This is a genomic window from Brevibacillus sp. NPDC058079 (assembly GCF_042885155.1).
GTDB lineage: Bacteria > Bacillota > Bacilli > Brevibacillales > Brevibacillaceae > Brevibacillus.
Window position 1 is genome coordinate 518,096 of the sequence record NZ_JBHVSO010000002.1, and the last position, 25,543, is coordinate 543,638.

Annotated in this window: 27 protein-coding genes and 1 riboswitch; of the genes, 7 read left to right on the forward strand and 20 right to left on the reverse strand. The window is 47.5% G+C overall.

Translation table 11 applies throughout. The features are described from left to right. Positions 1–28 precede the first annotated feature (28 nt). From thiM to ACFVS2_RS09210, 3 genes are all read right to left on the reverse strand, one after another. Complete coding sequence (gene thiM / locus ACFVS2_RS09200; protein ID WP_390233176.1) at positions 29–838, reverse strand: hydroxyethylthiazole kinase; 810 nt, start codon at positions 836–838, stop codon at positions 29–31. Next, positions 804–1,346, reverse strand: a complete 543-nt coding sequence (locus ACFVS2_RS09205) for a hypothetical protein (protein WP_390233178.1) — start codon at positions 1,344–1,346, stop codon at positions 804–806. Before ACFVS2_RS09205 ends, thiM begins: the two co-directional genes overlap by 35 nt. A 282-nt stretch (positions 1,347–1,628) precedes the next feature. Then, positions 1,629–3,065: an RtcB family protein gene (locus tag ACFVS2_RS09210; protein ID WP_390233180.1), complete on the reverse strand. Its 1,437-nt coding sequence runs from the start codon at positions 3,063–3,065 to the stop codon at positions 1,629–1,631. A 182-nt stretch (positions 3,066–3,247) separates the two neighbouring features. Between ACFVS2_RS09210 and ACFVS2_RS09215 the strand changes: the two genes are divergently transcribed. From ACFVS2_RS09215 to ACFVS2_RS09225, 3 genes are all read left to right on the forward strand, one after another. Further along, a complete protein-coding gene (locus ACFVS2_RS09215) occupies positions 3,248–4,543 on the forward strand; it encodes a helix-turn-helix transcriptional regulator (protein ID WP_390233182.1) in 1,296 nt (431 codons plus the stop codon). Further along, a complete protein-coding gene (locus ACFVS2_RS09220) occupies positions 4,530–5,339 on the forward strand; it encodes a WYL domain-containing protein (RefSeq protein ID WP_390233184.1) in 810 nt (269 codons plus the stop codon). The genes ACFVS2_RS09215 and ACFVS2_RS09220 overlap by 14 nt, the downstream gene beginning before the upstream one ends. Before the next feature lie 102 nt (positions 5,340–5,441). Continuing rightward, a complete protein-coding gene (locus ACFVS2_RS09225; RefSeq protein ID WP_390233186.1) occupies positions 5,442–6,548 on the forward strand; it encodes an N-acetylmuramoyl-L-alanine amidase family protein in 1,107 nt (368 codons plus the stop codon). Here the strand turns inward: ACFVS2_RS09225 and ACFVS2_RS09230 are convergent. The 7 genes from ACFVS2_RS09230 to ACFVS2_RS09260 form a co-directional block, all read right to left on the reverse strand. Next, positions 6,533–7,009: a hypothetical protein gene (locus ACFVS2_RS09230; RefSeq protein WP_390233188.1), complete on the reverse strand. Its 477-nt coding sequence runs from the start codon at positions 7,007–7,009 to the stop codon at positions 6,533–6,535. The two genes, ACFVS2_RS09225 and ACFVS2_RS09230, sit on opposite strands and share 16 nt — an antisense overlap. Before the next feature lie 170 nt (positions 7,010–7,179). Further along, the gene (locus ACFVS2_RS09235; protein ID WP_390233190.1) at positions 7,180–7,836 is read right to left on the reverse strand and encodes a YitT family protein; all 657 of its coding nucleotides are present in this window, start codon (positions 7,834–7,836) and stop codon (positions 7,180–7,182) included. 277 nt (positions 7,837–8,113) lie between these two features. Next, entirely contained in the window at positions 8,114–8,680 is a 567-nt protein-coding gene (cobU, locus tag ACFVS2_RS09240; protein ID WP_390233192.1) for a bifunctional adenosylcobinamide kinase/adenosylcobinamide-phosphate guanylyltransferase, read from the reverse strand. A 27-nt stretch (positions 8,681–8,707) separates the two neighbouring features. Continuing rightward, the gene (locus ACFVS2_RS09245; protein WP_390233194.1) at positions 8,708–9,484 is read right to left on the reverse strand and encodes an ABC transporter ATP-binding protein; all 777 of its coding nucleotides are present in this window, start codon (positions 9,482–9,484) and stop codon (positions 8,708–8,710) included. Between the two features lie 8 nt (positions 9,485–9,492). Next, positions 9,493–10,530, reverse strand: a complete 1,038-nt coding sequence (locus tag ACFVS2_RS09250; RefSeq protein WP_390233196.1) for a FecCD family ABC transporter permease — start codon at positions 10,528–10,530, stop codon at positions 9,493–9,495. Position 10,531: 1 nt separating this feature from the next. Beyond that, positions 10,532–11,527, reverse strand: coding sequence for a helical backbone metal receptor (locus ACFVS2_RS09255; RefSeq protein ID WP_390233198.1), 996 nt, complete (start codon positions 11,525–11,527; stop codon positions 10,532–10,534). A gap of 156 nt (positions 11,528–11,683) precedes the next feature. Continuing rightward, positions 11,684–11,833: riboswitch (cobalamin riboswitch) on the reverse strand. A gap of 151 nt (positions 11,834–11,984) precedes the next feature. After that, a complete protein-coding gene (locus tag ACFVS2_RS09260) occupies positions 11,985–12,929 on the reverse strand; it encodes an MBL fold metallo-hydrolase (protein WP_390233200.1) in 945 nt (314 codons plus the stop codon). 156 nt (positions 12,930–13,085) lie between these two features. Between ACFVS2_RS09260 and ACFVS2_RS09265 the strand changes: the two genes are divergently transcribed. Next, entirely contained in the window at positions 13,086–13,664 is a 579-nt protein-coding gene (locus ACFVS2_RS09265) for a pyridoxamine 5'-phosphate oxidase family protein (protein WP_007716439.1), read from the forward strand. Positions 13,665–13,717: 53 nt separating this feature from the next. Here ACFVS2_RS09265 and ACFVS2_RS09270 read toward each other — a convergent pair whose 3' ends face one another. Continuing rightward, positions 13,718–14,476 carry a MerR family transcriptional regulator gene (locus tag ACFVS2_RS09270; protein ID WP_390233202.1) on the reverse strand — a complete coding sequence of 253 codons (759 nt, stop codon included), beginning with the start codon at positions 14,474–14,476 and terminating at the stop codon, positions 13,718–13,720. A 135-nt stretch (positions 14,477–14,611) separates the two neighbouring features. Between ACFVS2_RS09270 and ACFVS2_RS09275 the strand changes: the two genes are divergently transcribed. Next, positions 14,612–14,782 carry a hypothetical protein gene (locus ACFVS2_RS09275; RefSeq protein WP_173617142.1) on the forward strand — a complete coding sequence of 57 codons (171 nt, stop codon included), beginning with the start codon at positions 14,612–14,614 and terminating at the stop codon, positions 14,780–14,782. Between the two features lie 51 nt (positions 14,783–14,833). Here the strand turns inward: ACFVS2_RS09275 and ACFVS2_RS09280 are convergent, their stop codons facing one another. Further along, a complete protein-coding gene (locus ACFVS2_RS09280) occupies positions 14,834–15,766 on the reverse strand; it encodes a manganese-dependent inorganic pyrophosphatase (protein WP_390233204.1) in 933 nt (310 codons plus the stop codon). A gap of 143 nt (positions 15,767–15,909) precedes the next feature. On the opposite strand from ACFVS2_RS09280, the gene ACFVS2_RS09285 reads away from it, so the two are divergent. Then, positions 15,910–16,056, forward strand: coding sequence for a hypothetical protein (locus ACFVS2_RS09285; RefSeq protein ID WP_390233206.1), 147 nt, complete (start codon positions 15,910–15,912; stop codon positions 16,054–16,056). Between the two features lie 30 nt (positions 16,057–16,086). Here ACFVS2_RS09285 and ACFVS2_RS09290 read toward each other — a convergent pair whose 3' ends face one another. The 6 genes from ACFVS2_RS09290 to ACFVS2_RS09315 form a co-directional block, all read right to left on the reverse strand. Then, the gene (locus tag ACFVS2_RS09290) at positions 16,087–16,683 is read right to left on the reverse strand and encodes a PepSY domain-containing protein (protein ID WP_390233208.1); all 597 of its coding nucleotides are present in this window, start codon (positions 16,681–16,683) and stop codon (positions 16,087–16,089) included. 704 nt (positions 16,684–17,387) lie between these two features. Beyond that, complete coding sequence (locus tag ACFVS2_RS09295) at positions 17,388–18,389, reverse strand: ABC transporter substrate-binding protein (RefSeq protein ID WP_390233210.1); 1,002 nt, start codon at positions 18,387–18,389, stop codon at positions 17,388–17,390. Positions 18,390–18,432: 43 nt separating this feature from the next. Beyond that, positions 18,433–19,458 (reverse strand): FecCD family ABC transporter permease, encoded by a 1,026-nt coding sequence (locus tag ACFVS2_RS09300; RefSeq protein ID WP_390233212.1) that lies wholly within the window; start codon positions 19,456–19,458, stop codon positions 18,433–18,435. Beyond that, a complete protein-coding gene (locus tag ACFVS2_RS09305) occupies positions 19,458–20,495 on the reverse strand; it encodes a FecCD family ABC transporter permease (RefSeq protein WP_390233214.1) in 1,038 nt (345 codons plus the stop codon). Before ACFVS2_RS09305 ends, ACFVS2_RS09300 begins: the two co-directional genes overlap by 1 nt. Next, positions 20,470–21,063, reverse strand: a complete 594-nt coding sequence (locus ACFVS2_RS09310; protein ID WP_390233216.1) for a nitroreductase family protein — start codon at positions 21,061–21,063, stop codon at positions 20,470–20,472. The genes ACFVS2_RS09305 and ACFVS2_RS09310 overlap by 26 nt, the downstream gene beginning before the upstream one ends. 32 nt (positions 21,064–21,095) lie before the next feature. Then, a complete protein-coding gene (locus tag ACFVS2_RS09315) occupies positions 21,096–22,715 on the reverse strand; it encodes an AraC family transcriptional regulator (RefSeq protein ID WP_390233218.1) in 1,620 nt (539 codons plus the stop codon). Between the two features lie 255 nt (positions 22,716–22,970). Here ACFVS2_RS09315 and ACFVS2_RS09320 point away from each other — a divergent pair, with 255 nt between their 5' ends. After that, on the forward strand, positions 22,971–23,705 hold the full coding sequence (locus tag ACFVS2_RS09320; RefSeq protein WP_173617133.1) for an SDR family NAD(P)-dependent oxidoreductase: 735 nt from the start codon (positions 22,971–22,973) through the stop codon (positions 23,703–23,705). A gap of 63 nt (positions 23,706–23,768) precedes the next feature. On the opposite strand, the gene ACFVS2_RS09325 is transcribed toward ACFVS2_RS09320, so the two are convergent. Continuing rightward, the gene (locus ACFVS2_RS09325) at positions 23,769–24,080 is read right to left on the reverse strand and encodes an FmdB family zinc ribbon protein (RefSeq protein WP_390233220.1); all 312 of its coding nucleotides are present in this window, start codon (positions 24,078–24,080) and stop codon (positions 23,769–23,771) included. Between the two features lie 36 nt (positions 24,081–24,116). Then, positions 24,117–25,298, reverse strand: a complete 1,182-nt coding sequence (fmdA, locus tag ACFVS2_RS09330; RefSeq protein WP_106782843.1) for a formamidase — start codon at positions 25,296–25,298, stop codon at positions 24,117–24,119. Positions 25,299–25,543: the final 245 nt, after the last annotated feature.

A 25,543-nucleotide genomic window follows, 5' to 3' on the forward strand; every position in this document is an offset into this window, starting at 1 on the left:
TTTTCTCCCCTTTTATAAAGGGGAATTTTTATTGTTTTTTTTCGATGAACCCAAAACGGCGAACATCGTCTGCGGTCAAGTTATGCAAGGCATTCAAAAATTCGACTTGGAAACTGCCTGGACCTACTCCTGCTGCTTTCTCTGCTGCCAGCTGCGCAGCAACACCGTAGCATACCAATGCTGCAGCACCAGCGATCAGCTTGTCATTTTCAATGGCTGCAAACGCTCCCATAACAGACGTTAACAAACAGCCAGTTCCGGTCACCTTTGTTAAGATTGGATGACCATTATGGATCGAGTAAGTCGTTTCTCCATCCGAAATCACATCGACCTTGCCTGTAATCGCAACGATTGTCCTTAGCTTTTTCGCTGCTGCTCTCGCTAGGTCCGCGACATCTCCGCCCGATTCCTTCGCATCTACACCTTTAATCTCCCAACGCTCCCCGATGACATTGGCAATCTCAGCAGCATTTCCTCTAATGAGGGTCAGATCGAGTTCCTGTGCAAGATGTTGACTTGTTTCGGTTCGGTACGATGTTGCTCCCGCTCCCACTGGATCAAACAAAACAGGAACGCCATGCTGATTCGCCGATTTTCCTGCGATCAGCATCGCTTCGATCTCATGCTCATTCAATGTCCCTATATTCAATACAAGAGCTCCGGCGATCTTTGCCATGTCTGCCACCTCTTGTTTGGCATACGCCATGACAGGTGATGCACCAAGAGCTAACAAGCCATTCGCTGTAAAGTTCGTGACAACTACGTTCGTCATGTTATGTACAAGTGGATTTTCCTCGCGCACTTTAATTAGTAATTGCCCGATTGTCTCCAGAATCATGATCGTTACCCCTTTCCTCTTGAACGGCGAATCGTGGAATCATCTTGTACACCTCGATGACTTCCCCTAATATAGAATGCTCTTGCATGACGCCAATGATGATATATGAGTGTTTTAAGAGGGGTAATTCGCGCATGTTAGCTACGATTTTCCACACTTTCCCATCATCATCCGTCACGCTAGCACTGAAGGAGACTCTTCCCGCCCCTTCTTTTATGATGTCCAAGGCATCAAGGACTCCACATATTTTCATCCGATCATCTGGATGCATGATCCGGTTTTCCTCGACCCATTTCAGCTTCATTTCTTCTACTTTTAATGTTTTCCATCGATCAAGGAACTCCCAATCTTTGGAATGCGGAAATATATGCTTCGTTTGCTCAAGGAAGGTGTTGTACTCTCCGTGCAGCTGATCTACATAATCATCTACGTCCTCAGAAATCACGCGAATCGAATCTTCTCCGCATGTACGGATGTGGTGAGCCAGGTATTTGAAGGACTCGATCATGTCAAAGTTCCCCCAGCCCCAGGCCTGTTCGCCGAAAACTCCCCCCCGGGTTCGGCATTTTAGGCAGGTGAAGTAATAGTATGTAGGCATATCTGTTCCCCTATCTCCCCTATTTTGTCTCTCTTTTGGTATCGGTTGAGGAAGCGCAGCAATTTATGTTACATTCGAACCTATTTTTTGAAACTTCTCACGCAATTTGTTCACAATTTAAATTCTAGTATTTAGTGTGAGTTAAATCGCAAAAGGTGGCTCCCCCAAAATTTTTCAGGAAGCCACTCTTCATTATACTCCTTTTATGGCAATAAGAGGGTTACATTTTGCAACGACAGATGCAAGATTTGCTCCGACAACCGAATCGATGATTTGATCCACATCTTTATAGGCTTGCGGGCATTCATCAAGGATGGAGGCGAGCGAACGGTGATTCACCATGATCTCATCTTCCTGTCCCACGCGCATTGCCTGCTCGAATTGATCGATGGTCACAAGCTCCTTCGTTGCTTTGCGGGAACGAACTCGCCCTGCACCATGACAGATCGAATAAAAGTTTTTAGCTCCGGCGTCCGATCCGACCATGATATAGGACGATGTTCCCATAGAACCTGGGATCAAGGCTGGATGTCCCGTTTCACGGTAAGCCTTCGGATTTTGGAAATGGCCTGCTGGCAATGCCTTCGTCGCTCCTTTGCGGTGGACGAGCATCGGTGTGTTGCGATGGAATTCTTTCAAGGCGTAATTATGCATCAAGTCATATAGGACGGGTGTACGCATCTCACTACCAAAAATATCCCGAAACGCCTGCTCCACTGAAAATCCGATCATATGCCGATTCGTTACTGCAAAGTTCAGCGCAGAGTACATCAAATTCAAATACTGTTGCCCTTCCTCGCTTTGGATCGGAGCATATACCAGGCTCGGCTCGGGATTATGAATCCCCCATTTGTACATGGCTTCCTTGAAGCTTTTGGTATAATCACGTCCTAGCATTGCCCCCCACGCACGCGAACCGGAATGAATCATGATGACGACCTGGCCGTCGAACAGTCCCCACGCTTTCGCAATCTCCCTGTTCTCCTCCGCGATGTCGATATACTGGATTTCAATAAAGTGGTTACCGCCCCCCAAAGTTCCCAACTGGCCCCACCCACGACTCCAAGATTTTTGCGGTATTTGCTCCAAGAAGGAATGGTCGAATTCAAATGTGTACTTTTCCACATGCGAGAAAGAACGACGTAAGGTGTCAGGCGCTTCTTCTGTATCCGGAATGTAGTTGCTCGGCAGTCCTTTTAAGCCATGCTTCACGACTTCCTCCAAGCGAATATCTGTAAAATGCGTATTTCCCCGTTCGTTTGTCGGGACGTACGCTTCGATCGCTTCGATCAATGCACGTTTTAGGCTCTTGTCTTTGAGGTCGTCTCGATGCAACGGAGTCAGATGCACACGCATTCCACATCCAATGTCTGATCCGACGATGGAAGGCGAGACAAATCCATCGGCAAGATTCCAAACTGCTGTCGTCCCAATGCAGGTCCCAACGCCCACATGCGCATCGGGGGTATACGAAAAATAAACATTTCGCGGAATACGCAAATTATTGTCTGCCATTTGATATACGCGTTCACCGAAGCTCGCAAATACTTCGTCATTCGCAAAAACGTGCACATCTCCATGCTCCAGCTTCACTTCGCGATGGTTATTTCCATGTAAAATTGTTTTCATCATCCATTTCTCCTGTCTCTCACAGCCTGCGCTGTTTTTCATACCCTTATTTTCCATCCGCGCATGTGGTTTGAACATGGTAAAAGTATTACGAACCTCTTTTTTCATTGACTTCTCTTCAGCGTCTTCGTAATATGAGGACTAATTTGGAAATAAATGACGAATGAATAAGGATGAATGTAATGGCACGCGAAAGCTTTGACAAAGAGCTGCAATTGCTCCGTCTCCTGTTTTTGACCGCTGGTGCCTACAATCGGCAGCAGCTAGCCGAGCGGCTCGGAATCTCCGTTCATACACTTGATAAAACAATAAAAAAGCTGAAGGACATCCAATCGACCTTTTATCAGCATGTCGGCGATGAGGAGAAAAAAGAGTATTACGCGCAGCTTCGTTACAACTATTTTGAGGTCACCGACAATTTCTTGATGTTTTTGTACCATGCAAAATCGTTGAAGGATTCGGAAGTAGAGCGACTGTCGCACATCTTGGAAAAGCTCAGACAACAGCCTCTCTCCATTAAAGGCTTGCTGGATACGTTTGTGGATACAGAGCCCGATGAAAAAACGATTCGCCAGGACATGAAATACCTCGAAGAAATTGGCGTGATTAAAAATGTTAGTGAGGTCAGACCGTACGTTTATCATTTCGACGGTGAGCTACTGGACTCGCTGACGGACGACGAGTTATTGGACCTGTATGATTTTATCGACTTCATGGCCAATACACAGCTGCCGGCCGTCCCTGGTTATCTTCTGCAAGAAAAAGTGAAGCGTTATCTCAAATTTCGCTTGAAGCTAAACGATGCATCTGCGTTTTTATACAAATATCATTTCGTCTCACGTATTCTCGATGAATATCAAGCTTTGCTTCTCACGGAAGCCATTCGTCAGCGAAAAATCGTTGAATTTCACTACTACACGCCCAAACGCCTAAAGTTTTACGATTCCCAAAATACGAATCCGGCTTTCCAACGGGATACATCGGGGCGATATCAAAAAGTGATTCCACTCCGAGTTATTTTTGATCATCAATACGGCAGATGGTACTTGCTGGCACAAGGATGCGGCAATGGACCGCTGCGCAAATACCGAGTGGAAGGTATGACCAAGCTCGTAACAGGCAGGTCCGTTACGCCGGAAATCTTCTCTTCCTTACAAGCAAGTGCGGATGAGCGCATTGCCCATAGTTGGCTGATTGATACCGGAAAACTCGTAACCGTACGCCTTCGCTTTTTTCAGCCTCAGGATACGCCTCATTCCTTTATCCAAGAGCGAGTCGAGGCACAGGGGCAATGGGGGATGGTGACCGAGGAATCACGGGAAAGCTTTGTGTACGAGATAAAAGTGAACAGCACGATGGAAATTACACCGTGGATTCGCAGCTTCGGTTCAAGTGTCGAAGTTCTTGAACCGCTGTTTCTTCGCAAGCAATTCCAAAAAGAATGGGAGGAGCTGCTCGCCTACTATGAATCTGTTTGATAAGATACATAATTACCAGCTAGTGACACGGCTAGATGAAGCGGGGGTTTATCCGGTTACCTCACACGAAAAAGCGTGGCTGGCCCTGATGCTGGCGAATCCGTCTGCGGCAGAAATTTTCGAGCCCGCTACACTCAATAAGCTTCACCGTTTGACACACATGCCAGAAAGTGAATCGACCGAACAAGAACGCTTCGTGGAAAAAGCGCAAACACAGGCCAAACAGCTCTGGAGTCCACTCGTGCGAACACTGCGGCGAATCATTCTCGGCAAGAATCACATAAAAATAACCGCAGCCACGAACAAAGGCCCGGTTTTTCGCAATCAACGAGGGGTTCCCTACAAGCTGGAATATTCACTTGCCAAGAAGGCCTGGTACCTGATTTGGCTAAACATGTCTTCCAATCGCCTGATTACGACTCCGCTACATCTCATTCGCTCCGTCGATGAGCTTTACATAGAAGATGTATGGTATGACAGTTTTTTGCCGACTATTTCGGAACAGATCCAACAGCGCAAGCAGATGGCAAAAATTGTGATCATCCGTCGTTACAATGCTGAGCTCCAGCGCATATTGTACGCCTTTTCCTGCTTTGACAAAGAGGTCGCTTTTGATCCAGAATCACAGGTGTATACGATCACCCTGCACTTTCTATCCGACGAGCAGGAGTTTATTTTATCGCGCATTCGTTTTCTCGGCCTGCGGGTAAAAGTAGTAGAAAACGATCAACTCAAACAGCGAATGGCAGAGTCGGCAACGAACGCCTTGGCAAGATATACAGAAACTCCACTTTGATTGTCCCAAAAAATCAGGAAATCATACCCTATTCGATTTCCTGCATTTCCCTTATTATAGTTCAGGTGAGATAGTAGCTAATCCAAGTCAGAGGTAGAAATGATGAAAACAACATGTAAAAAAGCGTTTCTCATATGTGGGCTATGGCTTAGTCTGTCATGGCCGTTTATTACGGAGCCGACGCAAGCAGCAAGTGTCATCCAGGCAAAAGTGGTTGCAACCTCTCTGAACGTTCGCAGTGAACCAGCTCCCAATGCTTCTGTTGTCGCGACCGTGCCGTATGGAGCGGTCGTGACGATTACCGATGAAGCATACGGCTGGGCAAAAATTAGATACAATCAAAAGGTAGGCTGGGTCGCGGGGTATTACTTGCAAAAAGGAGCGGTAACGAGTACGGGTTCAGCTTCTTCACCAGCCAATACAGCCACTGTCAAAAACAAGCAGGGCACGGTTTTGGCCGATTCGCTTCGAATGCGAAAAGGGCCAAGCACGAGCCATGAGATTATCCTTTCGCTGCCCAGAGGAACCCGTGTAGACATTTTGAAAAAGCAAGGAGACTGGATCCAAGCGAGAACTTCCAACGGACAAACAGGCTGGGTGTCTGCGACGTATATTGGCGATGCCAAGGCCAACGCTCCGGTGTCCAAAAGCTCCAAAACGCCAGGCTTAAAAGGAAAAGTCATCGTCATCGACCCGGGACATGGTGGTTCTGATATCGGGACACAAGGAACCAAGTGGAATAGCATGGAAAAAACGTTGAATTACAAAACGTCCATGCTGCTTGCCAGCAAACTGCGACAACGCGGTGCGCAAGTCTACATGACGAGGACAAGCGACACAGAAAAGCCTTCGCTATCGCAGCGTGTCGTTTTTAGCGAATCCAAGGCGGCAGATGCCTTCATCAGCATCCATTACAATTCTTCTCCGAAGCCAAATAGCGGGACACTTACGTTTTATTATTCACAAGACAAAGATGAGCCATTAGCTCGAGCGATTGAATCTCGCTTGGCAGGTGGCATCGGTTTAAGAAGCAATGGCATTTCATTCGGCAATTATCACGTCCTGCGTGAAAACGATGATACATCCGTCTTAATTGAGCTTGGCTTCCTATCGAATCCAAAGGATGAAGGCATCGTCCGTACATCGTCCTATCAGGACAAAGCTGCGCAGGCGATTACAGAAGCCCTAGCTGATTACTTCGGTCGATAATCGTACGGCTGGACACTGTAGGAGAACAGCTTCCGCTCGAATTTCCCTTTGGCACCAATGATCTGATACCAGGTCTCTCCGATCAACAAGTCGGTTGCGAAATCTTTCTCCAGCAGATTGGTGATCATCTCTATGACCGCTTTCTCATTGTCTTTTTGGATTTTCAACGACAAGGCCAGGACGAAATACGCCTGGTCTTCTTCCATTTCCAACAAATGCAGACGGGCTGTACCACGACGTTTGGCGTTGAAACCATCAATCACATTCGACAGACCCTTTTTTGCCTGTACTTTATACTTTGTCGCTTCCCTCCAAGAGGAAATAACCCCATCGTACAACGAAAACGTCAGGATGAAATGGCTGGCGAAATCCTTCGGGTCAAAAGGCTCCGGTCCCATTTGCTTCTCATCCGCTGGTATGACGACGAATGCTTTGTAGTTGCTAAAAAACGGATCGCTCATGGCAGGTCCTTTCCTTCGATAGTATCTGTGTTGGTTAGTATCCACTAGGAAAGCAGGATATTATGTACAAAAACGGTCATAAACGTTCAAAAGACCAAGTCGACATGAAAACCGACTTGGCCTTTTGCTTGCTTTTGTATAGGCATGTTTTTCAACTGAATATCTACTCATTACCGGTGGGTCATCGAGACGCTTCCATGCCCGTGCTCCTCTTCCATGATCTCCATTCCTGCACCATGATTGACGGTCCAGGTGATGACTTGGCTGGAAATAACAACGGCCAAAATGGTATACATCATCTCTTTCATCGGTACGAACCAGAACGACATGCAAAGCACAATGACGTCCAGTAAAAGAAAGACCGTACCAATGGACAATCCCGTGTACTTACTGATCAACAGGGAGAAAATATCGTCTCCACCTGTCGCAGCTCCATAGCGCAGAACCAGTCCGGTACCCAGCCCGGTCAATACACCGGCCAAGACAGACGCCAGCGGCATCATTCTGCTCATATCCATGACAATCGGTGAAAATCGTTCAAACAAATCGTAAAATACGGTAAAAGCAAGTGATGCAAAGATCGTGTCCCAAATGAACTGGCGGCCTCTTACTAACCAGGCAACCAAAAACAGTGGAATATCCAGCAAAAGCATCACCATCGCTGGCGACAAGTCAAAGGCGTATTTCGCCAATAACCCTAAGCCAACAAACCCACCTTCAGACAAATGGTTCTGAAAGTTAATGTGATAATACGCAAAAGCAAGTAAACAAGCTCCAAACAAAATCATACTGTAACGCTTAGATAACTGCAGCGCTCTCCTCATCATGGTTTCCTCGCATTTTTGTCGGTTTAGGCACAGACGACCAACCGACTACCGAGGAACATCGAAAGTATAAGTCGCTACTCATACAAAGGCCCCGCTTTCGTAGTAGATTAGTCGTCTTCAGTGACGATCGACTACTACGAAGCTAGATGTAGGAGAGGTCAAAACGTTTCCAGATCGTCCTATGGGGACGCATGGTATCCTGATCCCTTCCATGGCTTTTCTTGTATTATATCATAAAAAAGGTGAAAAGACGACTCGAAAGCGTCTTTTCACCGAGTTAAAATCGGAAAGCTTGGCCTTTTAGCTCCACCGGAATCCCTGCTGTGACAAGAAAAACTTGATCGGCCACAGCTGCCACACGTTGATTCATCAAGCCCGCTAAGTCACGGAACTTACGGCCCAACGGATGTTGTGGGACGAGTCCGTCGCCTACTTCGTTTGTCACCAGCAAAACCGTCCCTGGGTAGTCTTTCAGCTTGTTTACCAGCCTATCAACCTGCTGGAGCACTTGCTCAAACGGTTGCTCCTCTCCATCATGCAGCAGCCAATTGGACACCCAAAGGATCAAGCAATCAACCAAAATCACTGTCTGCTGTTCTTGTATGTCCTTTTGTGCTCCCAGCTTCCCAAGCCACTCTGTCAATGCGTACGGCTCCTCAATCGTTTGCCAAGGAAAGTTGGACTGCAAGCGGCGGTCTCGATGGTGAAGGATCCGCTCTTCCATTTCCTCATCAGTAATTGGTGCGGTCGCGATGTAAACACCCGAGGAGCCCAAATGAGCCGCATATTTTTCGGCAAACGTGCTTTTTCCGCTGCGTGCTCCGCCTGTAATGAGTACGATCATGCTTCTTCCTTCTCCTTAAACAACCTCTTATACTTGCGACTGCAAAATAATTTGCGGCAAATGATGGACAGGATGCTCCATGACAATCGGTCTGGTTCCGTATACAGCCTCGATTCTGTCACTTTGCAAGATGTCTTTAGGTGCGCCAACGCTTATCTGCTTTCCTTTATGCAGCATCAAAATACGATCGCAGTATAGGGAGGCCAGATTCAGATCGTGCAGCACAGCAATGACCGTCACCTGCGTCGTCTTTTGCCATTTTCGCACGATGTCCATGAGTTGAATCTGGTACCCGATATCGAGGTAAGTCGTGGGTTCATCGAGCAACAGCACCTGAGGTCTTTGGATCAATGCCTTCCCCAAAGCTACGCGCTGCTTTTCCCCACCACTCAACTGATCCAGTGTGCGCTCTTCCAAATGGTCAAGACCGAGCATCTGTACGACTTCATCAATGAGCAATGCGACATCCTGCTTCTCTTCCCCCAGCCAATTTTGGTAAGGAAAGCGCCCCATCTCCAACACCTCTCGGACACGAAAGCCGACTGGCGGCAGGCCCTCTTGCTCCAAAACAGCCAGTATTTTGGCAAGCTCTTTGCGTGGATAGGAATGAAGCTTTTTCTCTTGAATTAAAATGTCTCCTGCATCTGCCTTGATGACACCTGAAATCATTTTCAGCAAAGTGGATTTACCGCTTCCATTCGGTCCGATGATGCCAAAAAATTCTCCCTTGTCCACGCAAAAATCGATGCCGTGCAAAACAGGCGTATCCTGATACGATTTTTGCAAGTTGCGCACATTGATCATTGCTAACGTTACCTCTTCCTAAAGCGTTTATTTTGCTTCAATAAATAGGCGAAAAACGGTGCTCCCAGAAATGCTGTCACGACACCGAGCGGGATTTCCGTTGGACTCAGCAGCATTCTAGCAAGAGTGTCGGCCCACAGAACATAAATACCCCCGCAGATCGCAGCCATCGGAAGTAAAATACGATGGTCAGGACCAACCAGCAATCGGACGAGATGCGGTACCACCAGGCCAACGAACCCGATAATTCCCGCGATAGAAACCGCCGCTGCAGTTAGGAGAGTCGAGACGACTAGAACCACCAGCTTCGTTCGATCCACATGAACGCCGAGATGCGCAGCCTGTCGCTCCCCTAACGCAAATAGGTTCAAGGAACGCGCATATCTCACAAGTACCATTCCACCTATGACCAAGTATGGAATCAAGACGTACGTAAAGGCCCAGCCCCGAAATGATAGGCTTCCCATAAGCCAGAACACGATCTCATTCACGGTCTGGTCAGATAGCGACACCATAAAGGAAACGAGCGAGCCAAGAAAAGCCTGCACCACGACACCAGACAAAATCAGGGTCTCCGTTTGCAGCTTTCCTTGCGTATTCGCAAGTCCGAGTACGATCCATAGACTGAGGAGTCCTGTAAGAAAAGCGACGACAGGCGTGCTCCATGCACCCAAAAAAGTAATTTGCAAGCCAAAAAGGATCAAGAATGCTGCTCCGACAGCAGAACCCGATGCCACGCCCATCGTAAACGGATCGGCGAGCGGATTGCGCAAAACTCCCTGAAAGCCAGCTCCCGCAAGTGACAAGCAGGCTCCAATTAAGACAGCCAATACAACGCGTGGAAAACGAACCTTCATGACAATTTGCTCAGATGACTCCGGCCACGTTGCGGTGATCCACTCAGACAAGCCCGGGATTTGATGGAGCAGGATGAACCATACTTGCGAAATAGGGAGGTGTGCCGCCCCCATCGAGATGCTGATGACTATTGATGCCAGAAGGACGAGACAGCTGACTCCTCCCCATATGAACAATCGTTTCTTCATTTTATTTCACCAAGTCAGGGTAAATCGCCTTGGCTACTTCGATCAAGCCTTGTGTAATACGCGGACCAGGACGGGACAAAATATTTTGGTCCATGCCAAAGATTTGTTTTTCACGGATCGCCTTCATTTTATCCCAGCCATTGCGATTCGCGATCATATCCTCCAGCTTGACGCCAGTCTTTTCATCGGTAATTCCGCTCGCATACAAAATGACGTCTGGGTCGTTTTGTAAAATCTTTTCTTCACTGATCGGATTCCATCCTTCGGTGTCGGAGGCAATGTTTGTCGCCCCAGCCAGCGTGATGAGTTCGTCCATGAATTCGCCTTTTCCGACTGTCCAGCCTGGAGAAAATTCTAGGTATACCTTTTTCTTCTCTTCTGGTTTTACATTTTTCACTGCTTCTTGAACGTAGGCGATGTCTTTCTTCATTTGCGCAACGACTTTTTCAGCCTGTTCTTGTGTATTTGTGATAACGCCCATCGCCAAAACATTGTTTAGGATGTCGTCCATCTTTGTCGGATGGGTAATATAGACTGGCATTCCGAGAGATTTGAGCTTGTCAGCCACTGGCTTTTCCATCGAAATCCCACCAACGACCATATCCGGTGTTTGAGCGAGAATGGCTTCTTCATTTGGTTTGACGACTCCGCCAATTTTCGGCTTTGCCTTCGCCGCATCTGGATAATCATCATAGTCAGAGACAGCTACGATCCGATCTTCCAAGCCTAATGCGAACAAAATCTCTGTCTCGGCAGGTGATGTTGAGACGATTCGCTCAGGAGCTTTTGCAAAGGTTACTTCTTTTCCTGTCGCATCCGTGACTATCAATGGATACGTTGTTTGTTTTGCAGGCTGCTCGGCCGCATTCTCTTGCGGTGCTGTCTGCGGTGCACTTGTTTGTCCACCTGGTGCTGGCTGGCTGTTATCGTTACCCGCACAACCCGCGAGGCTCGCCGCAACTAGTAGTGGGATCATGAATCGCAATGAACGTTTCATATGTAGAACTTCCTTTCTGCATGTCTAATTGACTGTACCTTCCAATAAAAAAATCGACCCTTGCTTCCATTCGGAAATCACAGGGTCGGCACCTCAGGGCAAACAGACAGGATGGTCTGCTTCCTGAAATAGGCCGATCCTTTCCGCGAAGGCAACAGGCACTAAAACAAACAGGCAGGTCTCCTGGCTTACGGCTGAGGAACGAGCCGATTTACAGTGGCGGGACCGCGTCGGATTTTCACCGACTTCCCTTTTCACCCGATCTTTTTGTTAAAAAGACGAGGCACCTATTTGTTGTTACGTTTGAAATTGTCACAGTCCATGACTCATCCTACATCATAGCATTCCTTGGATGAAAAAAGAATGACAAACACATAAGCCAATACTTTCTTGCCTCCTAAAAATGAAAAACGCCTGAACAAAAAGTTCAGGCAAATGTAAAGCTTTTTGGAGGCTATTACCCTCGTTTGTGCAAATAATCGAGAATGCCCATGGAGCATACTTGTAAATCGAGCTTGAGTACCTCGAAAACTTCGTGGTCACCACTGATTCCTTGTGACTGTAGAGAATCCGAGACTCGTCCCAATAACTTACGAGACAACTCGTCATAGGTTTGTCCAGCAGCAAGCGTTGATTCTCCTTCCGCCACAAACACGGGGAGCCACTGACGTATTTGGCGGTACACGTCGTCAACCTGCTCTGACATCCCAAAATGACCAAAGTAAATTCTACTTAGCTTATGCGCTTCAAAACGGCTTAGAGACGCTAACATGGCATCCGGGTCAAACTGATTCGGCGAAGTAGATGGCAGCACGAGGTGTATGCCATCCTTTTTAAGCTGTGGATAGAGTACACCTGCCGTATCACCTGTGAACATGCCGCGGCTTACTGGATCGTAGATGCTGAAGTGATGATTGGCGTGACCTGGGGAATCCAGAAACTCCAATACGCAATTCTCCCCGATCTTTAGTGTATCTCCGTCCCCGCGAATCAAAATCCGCTCCTCGAGAACTGCCTCAATCGGATCAAACAATCGATCAAAATCATCATGATACACCGCTCTCGCCCCTGCGATCAGTCGGCTCGGATCAACGAGATGACGTGCACCTTTCGGGTGGACGACAACCTTTGCGTTCGGACAATCCTTCAGAAACAGTCCTACTCCTCCTGCATGATCCAAGTGAATATGCGTCACAATGATGTATTTTACTTGTTCCGGCGTATAACCGAGCTTGGCGAGACCGGCCTTGATGTATCGGACGGAGGGGCTTGGCCCTGTTTCGACCAATGTGAGCTCCTCTTCCGCGATCACATATGTCCCCGTACGTTCCGCCCAGCCCATATCGAAACCGTCTATTAAATGGATGCGTTCCCCTAAGTAAATTGGCGGTGATGATTGCATGTAAATGCTCCTCCTTTTCAAAAGTCATTTTGTTGCGAGAATATTTACACTTTATCACCTATTTTGGACGCACTGGAAAAAACAACACAAATTCTTCATATTTTTATCGTAATATGAGGGTAGCAAAAACAATTTCATTACCTGGAGGGGTGCAAAATGGGTCAGCTTTTTTCTGAGTTACGACCTGAGCATGAGAAGTTTATCAAGAAGCAACGGATGTTTTTTGTTGCCTCTGCTCCTTTGGATACAGATGGTCACGTGAATCTTTCACCGAAAGGGTACGATTCTTTTCGCATCATATCACCTACGGAGGTCGCCTATTTAGACCTGACTGGAAGCGGAAATGAAACCAGTGCACATCTACAGGAAAATGGCAGGATTACTCTCATGTTTTGTGCATTTGAAGGCCCCCCTCTCATCATGCGCCTATTCGGCAAAGGAACGGTTATTCTACCAGATTCGCCTCGGTGGGATGAGCTCGTAAAAGACTTCCCGCTTCTGCCCGGTGCTCGTCAAATCATTACCGTAAACGTACAAGAAGTAAAGACTTCTTGCGGCTGGGCTATCCCCTTCTATTCCTATTCAAAAGAACGCGACACCCTTCAGAAATGGACTTTGGCTAAAGACGAGGAGGAACTGCTTGATTATCAAAAGGAAAACAACGTAGTAAGCATGGATGGATTGCCAACACCATTGGGACAAAAGCTTTTTCCCGCAGTAGGTGGGGATAACTAAGCGTAAAACCCAAAGAAGCTGCCTTGCTCGCAGCTTCTTTTTTTGAAACCTCTTTACTTGCTCGTATAAATGACCACTGCATCTCGGAGAAACTCTGCAACACCAGGCTGCTCCTTGTCATAGTAAGCCGTGAAGCGCGGGTCATCGACATACATCTGGGCCACACCTGCGTGCGCTTCCTTACTGTAGCTGTCCCAATAAAAGCTCAGCCATTGACGGTGAAGATCAGCTGCTTTTTGCGCCAATTCATGAGCAGGATCACCTGTCGAAAAAGCCTGCGCCAACGTCTCATGCAGCTCTTCGTTCAATTTCTCCAGCGCGGCATACTGGTCTTCTGACATGCCTTTGACCTTCTGATTCGATTTTTCGATTTGTTCATTTCCGTATTTCGCTCGAATTTCTGCCCCGTACTTATCTTCATTCTCATCAATCATTTTTTGTTTGAAGCCTTCGAATTTCTGTTTGTCTGTCATCGTACTTGTCCCCTCTCTTTGTGCCAATGTCAAATCGACATTCGCAATTAATGCATCCAATTGCGCTCGCCTTTCTAGGAGCTTCTCGCGGTGCTCCCGCAGTGCCCGTTCAGAATCAAAGGTTGGTGAATCCAGGATCTCCTTGATCTCCTCCAAGCTCACCCCCAGCTCGCGGTAAAAAAGGATTTGCTGCAATCGATCCACCTCTTGCTGTCCGTAAATGCGATACCCTGACGAATTGATTCTCGCCGGCTTGAGAAGGTCAATTTCATCGTAGTATCGGAGCGTCCGGGTGCTGACACTCGCCAGGAGTCCTAGCTTTTGCACCGTATATTCCATGTTCATTCCTCCTGACAAATTGATCGTACACATTTCCGGACCGTCAATGTCAAACACATTTTCACCAAAAATTGCGTTACTTCATTTTCATTATTTGCTAAAATATAGGGAAAGCCATACAAGGAGGGGACATTGATGCTCTATATCATCGGCTTCATTGTAGCCATACTCGGTGCCGGATGGGGATTAACAGGGCTGCTTAGTCTTAAAGCGAGAGATAAACATGCCATCACCCATTACAGTGACGATGCTTATGCCCAGCAAACCTTGTTCCATATGCACAACAACCCTACCCAAGGAATGTAATCATAGAAAAAGGCTGCCCACATCAAGTGCATGGGCAGCCATTCTTATTTCTTACAGAGCTTGGAACGTATCAGTCAATACCGGTACGATTTGCTTTTTACGGGAGACAACGCCCTTCAGAACAGCTTTGTTGTCAACCAATGTTACTTGGTACGCTTTTTCTACTGCTTGTGTTGCGCTGCCGAGTGCGATCGCAACAGAATCGTTGTTCAAGATATCCGTTACAACAAATACGAACAAGTCCAAACCTTTTTCAGCGATGTTTGCATTCATAGCCGCTTCCAGTTCGCCTTGGCGTGCAAGTACATCATTAACGTCCACTGCATTTACTTGCGCGATTTCTACTTTCGCATTGCCCATTTGGAACTCTTTTGCATCTAGTGTGAGCAGTTGTGCGATTGTTTTGTCGCTCAGGTCTGCCCCCGCTTTGAGCATGTCCAGACCGTATGCTTCCAGATCGACACCCGCGATTTCAGCCAACTCATGAGCAGCAGCTACATCTTGCTCCGTGCAAGTTGGAGATTTCAACAGCAACGTATCCGAAATGATAGCAGAAAGCATCAAGCCCGCCATTTCTTTTGGAATGTCTACGCCGTTTTCTTTGTACATTTTCTTCAAAATGGTTGTGGTGCATCCAACCGGCTCAGCACGGAAGTAGAGAGGATTGCTCGTCTCAAAGTTCGCAATACGGTGATGGTCGATCACTTCAACCACTTGCACTTGCTCAATGTCATTCGCGCTTTGCTGGCGCTCGTTATGGTCTACGAGAATGACTTCATTTACTTCATTCGCCACTGTTTCTACTAAGCGCGGCTCTTTTACTTGGAAGTAATTCAACACAAAGGCTGTTTCGCTGCTGATTACACCCAGGCGAACAGGCTCTACATTCGCGCCCAGTTTTGTTTTCAAGTCAGCGTACACAAGTGCTGAACAAATGGAATCTGTGTCTGGATTTTTATGACCGAAGATTAATTTTTTTTCCATCATCCATACTCCTTAATCGTAATTTGGCGTCAAAATTATACCATAGCTTAGAGGATATGCCCAAGATACATTATAGGTTCAAATTGGATCGTTGGAAATAAGGTTTTGAAGATCATCCGGAAAAAAATGGGAGGCGAAGTAAAATGACAGCTGCAAAACAAATCGCTTCCACGAACTATCCGCAAGCTCAGCAATTTGCCGAAGAGAATGTCCGAAAAATACCTACGGCTCAAGAAGCGATGGAATTTATGGAGGCCATCGCACAAAAAAACCGACCCTCTACTTATTAAAGGGTCGGTTGAGAAAGATAGCAGAATCGATTAATCGTCCCAGTCTACATCCAGTACAGCGCCTGTCGTAGCGGAAATCTCCAAATCTACTTCCTGTCCTTTAGCCGTTTTCACTTCCACTTCATACACATAGTGATTATCGTCTTCATCCAGCTTGATGGATTTGATGTTGCCGCTCACTTTAGCCAAAGCGATTTTTTTCGCTTGCTCTACACTGATTTTTACTGGTTGGTTTTTCCACTGATCGTCGTTGTCGTCGTCATGATCATCGTTGTCATCGCGGTCAACTGTTTGCCACACATCGCCAGTCATCGCGTCGACGTACACGTCAATCTCTTGATGCTTGTTTTTGATCTCTGCTTTGTATACGAGGAAACCGTCCTCTTCATCCAACTTCCACTCGGTAATGATACCAGACTGTGCATCCCGAACTTTTTTCAGTGCTTTTTCAGGCGTGATGCGTACGAGCTTCGCCCAGTTGTGTTTCACATCATCGTCGATTTGCAGGTACACGGTAGAAGTGTTCTTTTGCGGTACGCTGTAATATTGGTTGCTATGTGCAAACGCTGTTACGCTTAGGCTCCCTACAATCAGTGCTCCTACCATGGTCATGACTACTTTTTTCATATGATCTCGCTCCTTTTTTCGACTGGTTTTGTTTGATCTCCTTTATCATAAAAAGGACAGATGAAGGGAAAAAAAGAGAGAGATTAGAAATTGATGAGAAAATAGAGGTGACCTCTCACAGAATTCATGTTTGCCGGTGAGCCACAGCGATAAACAAAAAGAGCGAGTGTTTTCTACTGGCAAAAATGATCCATTCCGGCTGTAAATCGACATAAATGAAACATCCATGCTTTTGCGTGCTTTCCGCTTTTTTCCGTATAATAAAAGCAATCGAGAGGACAACAATCGGCTCGATGACATACGAAAGAGAGCGTGAATGGCAGTGTAATACATATCGTTTCTAACTATTTTCTATTTTTTCTTAATGAGAAGGAGAAACGATTTTTCCGTGGAATCACCACTTTTGAAAAACATCTTTTTTTGAATCTATTTTCTCGTCACCATGCAAACGGTCGTCATGTCAGTTATGACCTTGGAAGTGAAAAACCCAGCACGTATCCAATTGACTGCACAAGCAACCCAAGCTATCTCATATGCCCATACGGAATCAGGCAATCGGAAATGAAAAAAGGCACTCTACTAATCTTGTAGAGTGCTTCTTATATTTCTGCTAAAACCATTCATGTGAAAAAGGAGTGACAGCAGGAATGGTTACGAACCTCGGGGAGAGCTCGGTTTTGCAGGAAGAGAGTAGATGTACATTTCTATTTTCCGAGATTGTTCTTAATGGCTTCCAATCCAGCGATTTCTCCCAGGAAGAACGTATCGCCCGCGAGTGTATCCATCGTGTAAACATGGTTGTTTTTCACTGCTTTGAGGTTTTTCCAGACAGGATGATCCTTCCATATATGAATCAACCCTTCCGGCTCCTCTGCTTTCGCCGAACGACGGTTCTCAGCAATAAAGATATGATCGGGAGCGAGCTCACTCAACGCCTCGATTCCGATACGCCCCCCAATCTTACCATCCTCGGGCAATCCTGCTATCGGTGTAAGTCCCACTTCCTCATAGTAAATCGGGAAGTTTTTGGGATGCATCACCGTAAAATCCTTGCCATTGGAAACGAGGAATAGCGCCGTTTCTCCTTTATGTTTGTCTGCTGCTGCTTTTGCTTCGTTCTTCAGCGTCTCAAAATCGGCCAAAACTTGCTTCGCCTTTTCTTCTTTGCCAATAACTTCAGCTATTTTCATGAGGCGGGTGGGTGCATCCACTGAGAAATCAATGACGATGGAATCAGCCATTTTGTTGAATTCTTCAAATCTGGAGCCTTTTCCGGTGCTTGTCATGACAATAACCTCTGGGTCCATCTCCAACAAAGTCTCCAAATTCGTTTTTCCACCCAGATCCTTCACTGTTTTACCTTCCGCATACTTCGCAAAAATGGGTGACTTACTTTTCGTCGACTCAAAGCCTTCCGATACAATCGGAGCAAAATCTAGCACGAGGAAGTAATCTGTTCCCATGATATCGACAGAAGCGACACGCTCCGGCTTTTTCTCCAGTGTGACTTCCCCCATCGCATGCTTGATGGTTCGAGGATACACAGGCTCCCCTGTCCCTTTTGTATCGGGTTGTGATGCTCCTGCCTCAACCGTTTGCGTTTTATTGTTAGCGTTTGTGTCTGTAGTCGACTGTCCTGCTCCGCAACCCGCTACGACAGCTGTGGCTAACATTACGGATAGAATGCCTGATAATTTCTTTTTCATATGGATTGAACTCCTTTTTTCATCTCCTGATTTCAAACATGACTTACCCTTTTGTCCGGATCAACAAATACAGAAAATAGGGCCCCCCAATGAGGGAAATGACAATACCCGCTGGTACTTCTGTAGCTGGCATGATGCTTCGCCCTATCGTATCCCCGGCCAATACGAGCAATGAACCGACGAGCGCCGTAATGGGCAGCATGTATTGATGCTGGGGTCCGACCAATCTGCGCGCGATATGCGGACCGAGCAAGCCGATAAAGCCTATGCCTCCGCCTGTCGCTACACTCGACGCAGCCAAGCCAACCGCTCCCGCCATCAAGGCCAGTCGCTCTCGTTGAAGAGATACGCCCAGACTTGCTGCAATTTGTTCATTCATACTGAGCAGGTTCAGCACATTTGCCTTCCGATACACGTACGGCAGCAGAATCACCATCCACGGCAAAAGTGCCAGCACGAACTTCCAATTCGAACCCCACAACGATCCCATTTGCCAAGTGACGACAAACTCGAGGTTTCGCGGATTCAACTGAAGTGTCAAAATAATGCTGATGGCACTAAGTCCCGCCCCTACTGCAATCCCTGTAAGCAAGAGACGGGTAGGAGATATGCCATGCCCCTTCTTGTATGCAAGCAGATAGATTATGGCTGCTGTGGCAGTGGCACCGATGAGTGCGAGAAACGGCATCAAAAAAGGCGAGGCCATGTTCGTCGCGGGATAAAGAGAGACGAACAACAATACGGCCAGTCCAGCACCTGAACTGATTCCAAGAATGCCGGGGTCAGACAGACCATTGCGAGAGATTCCTTGCAGAATCGCCCCCGATACAGCCAGCCCAGCCCCAATCATGACCGCAATCACCATGCGAGGAAGCCGCAGCTCAAACAGCACGAGATCCTGCTTTTTCGAGCCCTCCCCCAGCAACGTCTGCAACACCTCAAAGGGCCCAATACTGTACGGTCCTGTGTTCAAGCTCAGGATAAAACCGACAACCAAAAGTACCGCGAAAAGGAGGATCAGTCGGATACTACGACTTTTTCTTTTTTGGGAAAATAGATCGATGTCCACTACCACTCCCTCCTTTCCTTACGTGCCAGGTACAGGAAAAAAGGGACTCCGATGACAGCGATAATAGCGCCAAGCGGTGTCTCGTAGGGCATCGCTATCATTTTGGCTCCGATGTCTGCAAAAACAACCAAAACGCCTCCCATGACTGCCGAACAAGGAATAATCCAGCGGTAATCAACCCCGACCAGAAAACGGACGATATGTGGGACGACGAGACCGACAAACCCAACTCCGCCAACCGTTGAGACCGAGGCACCTGCCAGCACCATGACGACAGCCGCCGCCAAGCCCTTCACCAGCCTGGTCTTTTGTCCGAGTCCCGCTGCGATCTCTTCTCCCAGACTCAAAATGGTAATGGAGCGAGAAAGAATCATGGCCACAATGATTCCTCCCACAATCCATGGCATCATGACGGATACTTGAAACCACTCTGCTGTAGATATCCCCCCTGCTGACCAGAATGCCAGATCGTAGTTGATCTGAAAGAGGAGGGATATCGCCTGACTAATCCCTGATATGATCGAGCTGACGACTGCCCCCGCCAACGCGAGCCGTAAAGGTGTCAAACCGTTTTTGGAAAAATAGGCCAGTCCATAAACAAGCCCTACCCCCAGACCCGCTCCAACAAAAGAAAAGAGAATAATAGACTCAAAAGGGAGTCCTGGTGCAAAAGCAAAAACGAGTACGAGCACGAATCCAGCCCCTGCATTAATGCCCATCAAGCCCGTATCGGCAATCGGATTTCTCGTGACTCCTTGCATGATGGCTCCCGCTACGGCAAAAGCAGCTCCTACTAGCGCTCCTGCCAAGGCACGCGGCATTCGCAGTGTTTGAATAATGACATGATGCTCGTTGCTAGAATCATAGTGAAAAATCGAGTTCCAAACGGTGGCAAATGAGATGTTAGCCACTCCTGTGATAATGGATGAACCTAGCCCGAACAAGAAGGCGCAAATCCCAGCAACAATTAAAACGGTCGCCATCCACGGCCTAGTTCGAAGCGAAGCATTTTTAGTGATCGGCTGTGACAGTGACATTTCCCTTCTTATCCTCCAGAGCAACGTTCGAATGAATCACGGTCAGCTTGTCGCTTGCAGCCGTTCTCGCTCTTGCTTCCGGGATGACCTCCGGAAAGCCAAGCTGAAGCATTCCTACAAGTTTTTCCTCCGCACGTACCCCTACCGCTTGCAAAAATCCTGCTTGATACGTGAACGGTTCCGTTTTCCAAACGACGCCCAATCCCCGCTCCCACGCCGCTAGCTGAAAGTTTTGAATCAAAGTGCAGGCTGCCGCATAATCCTCTTCCCGTTCTCTTTGCCGAGAGTCTTCATTTACAATAACCAAAAGATACGCCGGGACGCGTAAAAGCAATTCCGGATCTCTTTTTTTCATGGCGTTTTGAAGAATGGCATCGACGACAACCCGCTTCCCTTCTTCCATATAAAGGACGAATCGCCAAGGCTCGCGTAGTCCGTGGTTAGGTGCCCAGACAGCTACATCCAGTAACTCACGAATCAATTCCAGTGGAATCGGGTCTGGCTTGAATTTCTTTATGGTTCTGCGGTCACGGATCGCTTGTGCAATCGGATACAATGATGATTCCATCTCGTTCCCTCCAACAATAGTGATACTCATTCTCAATCATTATCACAAACTTGTGGACGCAAGAAAATTGAAGAACCTGATTCCTTTTTTGTACATTCCTGTGACTCTGCTAGATGCGTGAGCGCCTCTGATATAGCTTGCTCATGGCCGAGTGCAGAATAATGCAGCCAAGGATATACCCCAGCTCGATGTACATTTCCTTTCAAACGATGCTTGCGTACATCTGTTCGAATTTTCCTTTCATCAAAAAGCAGAATATGATCAGCCTGAAAATCATGAAGCTCATCCAGGCTCGTGATATCCAGAAAGGCAAAATGATCTGTTCCCACTGGAGGTCTTACCTGGAGGTCTCCGTACAAAATATCGGAAATTTTCCGCCTTCTCGCACCAAATATACGGGCTCCACCATCCCAAGCCCTCACTGCCATAACCGTTTCATTCCCAATTTTTTTGCGGATACGCTCGCGGGCTGCAACTGCTTTCAGATCATAATAATAGAGCCAACTCGTGGCTACTTCTGCAATTCCCAGCATGGTAGCTACCTGCTGCAAATGATCCCGCCAGGTCGTTGTTTTGAAGGGAATGAGCCAGGTCGGTGCAATGGCTTCCATTTGTTCAAGCCAGGGTGCAACCTGATCTGTACCGACAATCAAATCCGGCTCCATCTGGCGTAGACGGTACAAGTCAAATTCCAGCGTGGCTGCGTCCATCTGGGAGTACGGCCTCTTTTGCCGATCCTTTTCCCAAACAGGGATCAGATGCTGGATCGAAACCCCCAATGCGAGCAGATCGCCGATGATTGCGGGATGGAGTACAGCTATTTTCTTTTGTAACGATTTCTTGAAGCGATAAGGGGGAACGCCGACGATCTTTTTAAACATACGACTGAAATAGTACACATCCCGATAGCCCACTTCATTAGCTACCTCAGGAATCATTACGTCCTCCGCTACCAGAAGCTGACAGGCCTTCTCCATTCGTTTCCGATTGATGAATTGCAAGGGAGTGAGCGAGGTGTACTCCTTAAACTGCTGATAGAAAAGGGTCGGCGTCATTCCTGAGTAGCGAGCCATCTCCTCGATCTGAAAAGTCTCCTCACAATGCTGCTCCATATGCTCAGCGATCCCTTGAAGAAGTTGCTGACGATCTGTTTTTTTCTCTTGCAGCGTGATTCCAGCCATAATAGCTTGCCATAGCTTCCAAAAAAGAATTTGCATGGTTGTCTGATCGAAGTGATCTTTTCGCCATGCCAGATGCAATTGTTCGATGTGATGGTGAATCAAGGAGATCGTTTCGATATGGTGCTTCCCACGGATCGGGAGCATCACTTCGTTTATAAGCCAGCCATCCCTTTCTTTTCTGGCATGAGCAGCAAAAAGCGCCACGTAACAAACATAGATGTTCTCCGTAATGGGCAAAAGGGCGAGCCCTTCCTGCATATCCTCTGGAGATATGACCATGAAATCTCCCTGGTTAAGCATGCCTCCTGTCTGATCCAACCGAAACGACGCCCTGCCCTCTATTACCAAAATGATTATTTGTTCGCTTCTATCTCTCGCTTCTACAAGCTTCCATTCTTTTGAAATGGACAAAACTTGCACATCATTTACAGTGATGACATTCGGATCACGATATTTGTCTGTTTTTCCCATAACTAACTCCTCTTACATCATGATGTAGCAATCCGTTGATAACAATTCTCACCAATTGTACGAGAGACCTGACAAAACTGCAATTGCACTTAATTGAGAAAAAGCAAAAAAACGCCTAACGATCATCAAGATGACCACTCCGACGTTTTACTTTCCTTGTAGACAAATATTTCAAAATAATCTTATATGTTAACAAAGCATCTCATATTTTCTACCTATGTTTCTACTAAATCACAGACAGAAAGAGGTACAGGTATGCTGAGCAATCAAAAAGTAATTGTAACGGGAGCAGCTTCTGGGATCGGGAAAGCCGTAGTAATGCAATGCCTACAAGAAGGGGCCGCTGTCATCGCGTGTGACCTCAATCAGGAAGCCATGCTCGCACTGGAAGAAGAGATGGATCGAGGAGAAAGACTACATACGTATTGTGTGGATGTTAGCAAATATGAGGAGGTCGCGGCTTTTTTTGCGCATATCGAGGCAGAGCATGCGGATTGTACCAGTCTCGTCAATAACGCAGGCATTTACCTAGCGAAAAACGTACTGGACTACGACTTCGAAACGATTGAAAAAGTGCTTGCGATTAATATAAAAGGATACATTTATTTCTCACAGATGTTCGGGAAGTTGCTTTTTCCTGCCAAAAAACGTGGAACGATCGTCAACCTGTCCTCTGTATCCGGACTAGAGGGCAGCTCGGATGCGGTCTATGGAACCTCGAAGGCGGCGATTCTCGGCTTGACGAAAAGCTGCGCGATGAACTTCGCTCCCTACATCCGGGTCAATGCGGTTGCACCCACCATGGTTGCTACACCGATGATGGACACCATTCCAGAGTGGCGTCGGGCAGAATATCTCGCTCATGGCCTCATCGACAGCCCTGTATTGCCTGCGGACGTGGCGGATACCGTTGTTTTCCTGTTATCAGAGAAGTCCAAGCATTACACCGGTGCGACTTTTGACATCAACAACGGAGGATATCTGCGGTAATAGCAAAGGGGCGTTTATTCAGACAGATGGAGACTGAATGAACGCCCTTTTGATCATTTCCGTTTAGTGCCCTACCATCCAAGGGCGTTTGCCCCCACGGCTGTGGGTATGTCCCCGATGTGCTTGACTACCGTGGCTGTGGCTGCATCCTGTTCCTTCATGGGAATGCGATTGTTTCCGTAGGATTTTCGGTTCCACACCACGCTCGATCCGTTGGCGCAGTGCTTGCGGTGTCATGATCAATCCTGGTGCAGCATACAAACGCTTTGACGGTAGCTGGCAATCGGGGCAATCAACGCTATCTGTCAGCTCGCTCATCTTCAGCCACTGTACAAATGGACCACATTCCTCACACATGTAATCGTATCTCGGCATCGTATTTGGCTCCTTCTTTCGGGGTCTTTTTCTTGGCTACTTCGGCAAAATATCTCGATCAAAAATGCTTGTCGGGATAGACAAGGTGCAGCACGCGTTCGGAATATCGACGATCCCCGCAATTCTTCCCTCCACCGGTGCTGTTCCCAACAGCATGTACGCCTGCTCCCCGGTGAAACCCATCGCTGTTTTCAAATACTCGATGGCATTCAGGCATGCATTTCGGTAAGCGACATGCGCATCCATGTACAGCTGCTGCCCTGTCGTCTCATGGACAGAAATCCCTTCGAAAACGAGGTATTCCGTGTAGCGAGGCTCTACTGGGCCTGGCTTGAATACAGGGTTGTTCACGATGTTATACTTCGCCATCCCGCCCTTGATGACGTCCACATGTAGATCCAGCCAACCAGCCATTTCAATTCCGCCGCAGAAGGTCACTTCTCCGTCTCCTTGTGAAAAATGCAAATCGCCCATGGACAGCTTCGCTCCATTTACATAAACCGGGAAGTAGATGCGAGTGCCTTTGGACAAGTTTTTAATATCGCAGTTTCCGCCATGCTCGCGAGGGGGAACTGTTCGAGCCGCTTCTCTGGCAATCCGATCAAACTCCGCTCCTTTTAGACTGCCTAACACGGCACTGTGCGGGGTCGGCAAATTTGCAAGTGGCGGCATTCGTTCAGGATTTGTCGCTACGAGGTCGCTCTCTCTTCGGTTCCAGCGATCCAGTAGCTGATGGGACGGCGCCGTACCAATCAAGCCTGGATGAAGAATGCCAGCAAATTTGACTCCTGGCAAATGGCGAGAGGTGGTGTAAATGCCGTGGAAGTCCCAGATCGACTTGGCCGCTTGCGAATAATGATCGACGAGAAAGCTCCCGCCGTTTTCTTTGGCGAAAATCCCGTTAAAGCCCCATTCCGATTGGGGGAGTGCCCCGATATCGAGAATATCGACAACCAAGAGGTCGCCTGGTTCTGCTCCATTCACCCAGACAGGCCCACTGAGCACATGGACGCGATTGAGATTGACATCGCGAATGTCGGAAGGGTCATCGTTGTTCGCGATCTGCCCGTCCGTCCAGTCCTTACATTCCATGCGAAAAACAGCTCCTGGATTCACGGAAACGGTTGCTGGAATGTCTGGGTGCCATCTGTTGTGACCAGGTGTATCCTGCTCCTCCATCGGTTTGTTCAAGTCAACTCGAAATAAAACTTCTGGCATGCTGCTTCCCCCTCACATGTTCAAAATGGCGTATGCCGTACATACACCAAAAGAAGCAAATGACATGCCAATGCTTGCCGGCCCCAATAAAAATTTGATGATACCGATTCTTTTGGCTATTTTCTCCTGTATACTTATTACAAAGAGCTTGTCGCAAAACAGGTCATGCAGTTGATCTGTCTTTGATCGAAAAATTCCCTTATCTCTTGTATCGCTTTCGTCATTGTGTGTCGTTTGTTTCCCTG